General features: G+C 67.0%; 4 protein-coding genes and 1 pseudogene. 4 read left to right on the top strand and 1 reads right to left on the bottom strand.

The window, feature by feature from the left end; genetic code table 11:
- Together ACY34J_RS28705 and ACY34J_RS28700 are read left to right on the top strand one after the other, a co-directional pair.
- On the top strand, window positions 1–1,495 hold a 1,495-nt coding region (locus tag ACY34J_RS28705; protein WP_462761994.1), incomplete at its 5' end, for a ferredoxin reductase family protein.
- Window positions 1,496–1,824: 329 nt separating this feature from the next.
- The gene (locus ACY34J_RS28700) at window positions 1,825–2,397 is read left to right on the top strand and encodes an acetate uptake transporter (protein ID WP_462725479.1); all 573 of its coding nucleotides are present in this window, start codon (window positions 1,825–1,827) and stop codon (window positions 2,395–2,397) included.
- Window positions 2,398–2,852: 455 nt separating this feature from the next.
- Here the strand turns inward: ACY34J_RS28700 and ACY34J_RS28695 are convergent, their stop codons facing one another.
- The gene (locus ACY34J_RS28695) at window positions 2,853–4,115 is read right to left on the bottom strand and encodes a family 16 glycosylhydrolase (protein ID WP_462725480.1); all 1,263 of its coding nucleotides are present in this window, start codon (window positions 4,113–4,115) and stop codon (window positions 2,853–2,855) included.
- Window positions 4,116–4,705: 590 nt separating this feature from the next.
- On the opposite strand from ACY34J_RS28695, the gene ACY34J_RS28690 reads away from it, so the two are divergent.
- On the top strand, window positions 4,706–5,056 hold the full coding sequence (locus ACY34J_RS28690) for a response regulator transcription factor (RefSeq protein ID WP_462725481.1): 351 nt from the start codon (window positions 4,706–4,708) through the stop codon (window positions 5,054–5,056).
- Window positions 5,053–5,396, top strand: a pseudogene (locus ACY34J_RS28685) (glycoside hydrolase family 5 protein); the annotation flags it as partial. The gene ACY34J_RS28690 and the pseudogene ACY34J_RS28685, both read left to right, overlap by 4 nt.

The raw sequence follows: 5,396 nt of genomic DNA, 5'->3' as shown, positions 1-5,396 counted from the left end.
CGGCGCCGCGCGGTGCCGGCACCACGCGGGCCCGCGCAGGAGCCTCCTGCGCCGGGCCCGGCACTCGGCCCCGGATGTCAACCTGAACGCCGGCTCGTTTCCTCAGCCGGACCCGCCGCCCCTGGAAGGCCCCGCCGCGCTCGGCGCGGACTCCTGGCCGGCACCGGTTCCGGCTGCAGACCGTGGGACGGGCCACCGGCTGCTGGTGCTGACCGGGTTCTGGGTGATGCTGACCGCCAGCGTCGCGCTGTGGTGGTTCAACACCCCGGCCGGTCAGCTCACCGGACCGGGCGCCGAGCTCAGCGCCATCGGCCGCGCCACGGGCCTGGCCGGCGGATTCATCCTGCTGGTCCAGGTGCTGATCACGAGCCGCATCAGCTGGCTCGAGAACTGGGCAGGGGCGCACGACCTGATGACCTGGCACCGGCGGCTGGGCCCGTCCGCGCTGGTCGCGATCCTGGCCCATGCCGTGTTCGTCATTTACGGATACGCGCTGTCCGCGCAGACCTCCGCCGCGGCCGAGGCCTGGACCCTGCTGACCGCCACGGAGAATATGGCCGGTGCGTTCGCCGCCACCGGCATCCTGGTTGCGATCGCCGCCCTGGCGATCCGGGCCATACGCCGCCGCATGCGGTACGAGGTGTGGCACCTGCTGCACCTGTCCGCCTACCTGGTGTTGCTGCTGGCCTACGGCCACCAGTTCAACCTCGGCTCGGACCTCCAGTCACCCGTGGCACAAGGCTATTGGACCGGTCTGTACGTGCTGGTGATCGGTGCCCTGCTCTGGGGGCGTGTCATCCAACCCGTCATGCTGAACTACCGCCACCGGCTGCGGGTGGCCGCCGTGGCTCCCGAGTCCCAGGGGATGTTCTCCGTCTACCTGCGCGGCCGGCAGTTGCACAAGCTGGACGCCCGCGCCGGACAGTTCTTCCGCTGGCGCTTCCTCACCCGTGAAGGCTGGTGGCAGTCCCACCCGTTCTCCCTGTCCAGCGCCCCCAACGAGAAGTGGCTCCGGCTGACTGTCCGGACGGTTGGTGACCACACCACCCACCTGCGCTCCCTGGAGCCTGGCACCCGAGTGATCGCCGAAGGCCCGTTCGGGGCCTTCACCGCCGACCGGCGCCTACGCCGCCAAGCCCTGCTGATCGCCGGCGGCAGCGGCATATCACCCGTACGTGCCCTGCTCGAACAGATGCCGCCCCGCACCGTCATGATCTATCGAGCGGGCAGCGCCGAGGACATCGTCTTCCGCAGCGAACTCGACCACTTCGCTCGTCACCGCGACCTTCAGATCCATTACGTCCTCGGCTCCCGCGACGACCCCGAGCCGCAATGGGTGTTCAGCCCGGAAGGCATGGCAGAGCTGGTGCCGGGTCTGTCCCGCCGGGATGTGTACCTGTGCGGACCGCCCGCTCTGATCTCCGCCACGGTGAGCACCCTGCGACAGCTGCGGGTGCCGCGCCGTCAGATCCACCTCGACCCGTTCGAGTTCTGACGTTCGCTGTGGGTCCTGCCACTGCCCACGATCTCGACCCGAAGACCGCAGCTACCTGACGTACAGTCAGTCCCACGCGTTTTTCAGTCTGTGGGCGATGTGATCGGTGCCGCCCTGGAGCTGTGGTCTGCCTTCCCTGTATCGCGAGACCTCCTCGGCTGTTCGCCCACGCTGCTGCCTCCACACAAACCACGACGCCAAGGGACCCGCCCTCAGCTTGCGAAGTCGACGAATCTACCCGCGCGTACAGGTGGATTGTGCCCTTGTGAAGGGTACATATGGGTGGCTGGGATGCAGCACAACAGAACATTGCATGAAGGGAGCCCGCCGTGGACAACGAAGTCTCTGCGGGAAGCACCACCTCGACCCTCGGCCACCTCGCGCTCGGACTGACCCTGCTGGCGTTCGGCATCGGCACCACGGGCGTCGTCAACGGCGTAAGCGCGGCCGACTCCGCGTCGATCGCCCTGTTCATAGGCGGCATAGCCCTGTTCGTCGCCGGCCTCTTCGCCTTCCGTGGCAACAACTCCTATGACGGCACCGCGTTCGCGGGCCTCGGGGCGTTCTGGTTCACCTGGGCGAACGCGGCCGACGGCAAGGTCTCCGCCAACGCAGCCGGACTCTTCCTGCTGCTGTGGGCGCTCCTCGCACTGAGCCTGACAGCCGGCACCAAGGGCGGCGGGCTGCTCGGCGGCAGGACCACCTACGGGCTGCTCTTCGTATCCCTGTTGCTGCTCGCCATCGCGTCCTTCGCGGACAGCAGCGGCCTGGCCAGGATCGGCGGCTGGGTAGCCGTGGTGGCAGGTGTGGCGACCTGGTACGGCGCCACCGCGGCGCTGGCCAACTGGCCCACGGCACTTCCCCGACGCACAGCTGGACGGAGGGCGACGGCCACCGGCTGAGCCTGTAACAGGCCGGCGCGCGGGACGACGCCGGCCGAAGAGAAGGGGCGCCCCCTGCGTGCCGCCGAGCACGCAGGGGGCGCCTTTCTCTACTCGCCAAGGCGTTCGGCAGCAGAGCCGATACAGCTGCTCGATGCTCTACGGCGCGAATGCGACCATCACGCGGTGGTGTGCAGCCACAGCTGTGTCGTCGCCCCAATGTCTACACCGTCGAGCTTGCCGACGACGGGTATGAAGAACTGACCCCGTACAGCGACCCGCGTGGGGCAAGAGCTGACAGACTCACTGCTGCGTCATGGCGAGAGACGCGGATACGAGTGGGCCCGCCCACTCACCGTGCATATCACCGGCACCGCTCATGTGCCCAACGGCCGCTACCGGGTGACCAGCAAACCCATGACCTGTATCCAGGCTGATGCGCTTGCCCACGCAGGGACACAGGCCGCGGCTCGGGATCAGCTGATGGTCCACTTCTGGTTGGCGCCGCCGGTGCACGACCAGATCTGCAGCCGAGTGCCATCCGCCGAGGAGTTGTCCTTGGCGTCCAGGCACTTGTTCGCGCCGGTGTTGGTGAGGTCATGGGCGGCGGTGTACGTCCACTGCTGGGCCTTGGTGCCGTTGCAGGTGTAGAGCTGGACGGTTGCCCCGTCGGCCGTGGAGCCGCCCGCGACGTCCAGGCACTTCCCCAGGGCGCGTACGGTGCCGTCGCTGGCGGTCCTCCACTGCTGGGCCGCACTGCCGGTGCAGTTGTGCAGCTGGATCGGGGTCCCATCGGCGTTCGATCCGCCGGCTACGTCGGCACACATACCACCGATCCCCTTGATCGCGCCGCTCTTGTCCGAACCGGAGTTCCAGGCCGAGGTGCGGACATAGTCGACGGTCATGGTCTGCGGGAAGGACGTGGACGCGTCCGGGCTGCCGGGCCAGTCGCCCCCGATGGCCAGGTTGAGAATGATGAAGAACGGGTGGTCGAAGACCCACTTGTTGCTGCCGGCGTCCGCAGGCGTACGGGTCTCGTAGGCTGTGCCGTCCACCGACCAAGTGATCGAGTTTGGGCTCCAGTCGACGGCGAAGACGTGAAAGTCGTCCGCGAAGGCCTTGCCGCCGGGGAGGGTGTATGCGGCGCCGAGGCCGCCGGATCCGGAGTAGCCGGGGCCGTGGATGGTGCCGTGGACGGTTCCGGGCTCCTTGCCGACGTTCTCCATGACGTCGATTTCGCCGTTGTTGGGCCAGCCGACGCTGCCGATGTCGTCGCCCAGCATCCAGAAGGCGGGCCACACACCTTGACCGCGCGGGATCTTGATACGAGCTTCGAAGTGGCCGTAGGCCTGAGTGAAGGATCTGGCCGTGTTCAGCCGCGCCGAGGTGTATTGGCACGGCCCGTACCAGCAGTTGAGGCCGGGGTCGGTGTTCCTTCGAGCGGTGATGACCAGATGCCCCTGTCCGTCGAGCGAGGCGTTGCTGGTGCGGTTCGTGTAGTACTGCAACTCGTGGTTGCCATTCCCCGAACCCCCGGTCTCAAGGGTCCACTTCGTGGCATCCGGCGCGGTTCCGGCGGGACCTTCGAACTCATCGGACCAGGTCTGCGCACCGATCGCGGCGTGCGCCCGCGAGGCGACGGGGCCTGTCGTCGACACCAGGAGCGCGGTGGCGAACGCGGCGGCGAGCAGGAGTCCGAGTCCGCCGAGCGACAATCGGCGTGCGCGGTGAGCAGCCATGGTCGTGGGTGCCTGTTCTGTGAGGTGGGGGGTCTGCGTCCGGCGTACGTGCGAGCGAGAGTGCTCTCACCTCGCGACGACCTTCGCGGACGGGCCCCGATCCTACGCAGGGCACCCTATGGAGCCAATGGTCAGCACAACGTGACAAAGCCGCTTTGAGCTGGGATTCTTTCGCCAGGTTCCTTGCATAAAGATCTCTTAAGACGCTCTTAACCCCAGCGCGTGCGACGGCCCGCCGGGGTCCCTGTGAATGAAGCATCCGGCCAGGTGGACGGCGGCTGCGCCGCGGCCGCGAGCGCTCGCGCCGGACACGCCCGCCGCCCTGCCGACTGATCCGCCGCGCCCACCGCCACCCTCCCCCGCGCCGACCCCCGGCGGGCGCCACACTCCCACACCGGCTCATATGCATATGTCCTAAATCGGCCGAATTCCTCTACCTCAATTGAAGTAGACGGAATTCGGCCGATTGGTGTGTGCGCACCTCATTCAATTGGTGTGCCGGGATTTCGATCACGTGTACGGCGATTCGAGGCCTGCTTCTACCTAATGTTTTCGAGTGACAGCAGCCGCCCCGAAGGAGCCCTCCGCCTATGCACAGAGTTCTCGTCGTGGAGCATCATCCACAGGTTTTGGATGCTCTCGCCGACCTCGTGGCAGAGGAGCCCGGACTAGAGCTCTCCGGAATTGCGAGCACGGCCGATGAAGCAATTTCTCTGGCCCGTCGCCTGCAGCCGGATGTGGTGCTCATCGACGTGGACAAGGCGAGCCGGCAGGCGAAACAGCTGGTCCACGCGCTGAGAGAGCTTCTGCCGAGGGCGCTGCTCCTCCGACTGACCGCCGCCTCCAATCCCGATTGGGAGTGTCCGGAATCACGTCCGAATACCACCCGAATCGTCCTGAAGACCGCCGTCCCCGACCTTCTCAGGAGTCTTACCGAATGAATTCCCCCATGGAAAACCACAACGTCCCGACCGCTACCAAGGCAGAGGAGAAGAAGCGAAACGTGCGCTCGAACCGAGTGAAGATGGGTATCGCGGCAGCGGTCGTTGCGGCAGCCGCCGTGGGTGGAACCGCGACCGCTTTCTCGATGAATGACGGGCCGTCTTTCTCGCTGGATAACGTGGCCTCCAGCAGCCCGCAGAATGGCGTCGCCGAGGGTGCCCTGTCGACGCAGAAGAGCGACATCGTGGACTCCGAGGGTCGCAAGGTGACCCTGACCGGTGTGAACTGGTTCGGTTTCGAGACCGGTACCTTCGCGCCGCACGGCCTGTGGGCACGGAG

The organism is Streptomyces sp. HSS9-12 (assembly GCF_054963655.1).
This window is presented reverse-complemented; position numbering and strand designations above follow the sequence as displayed.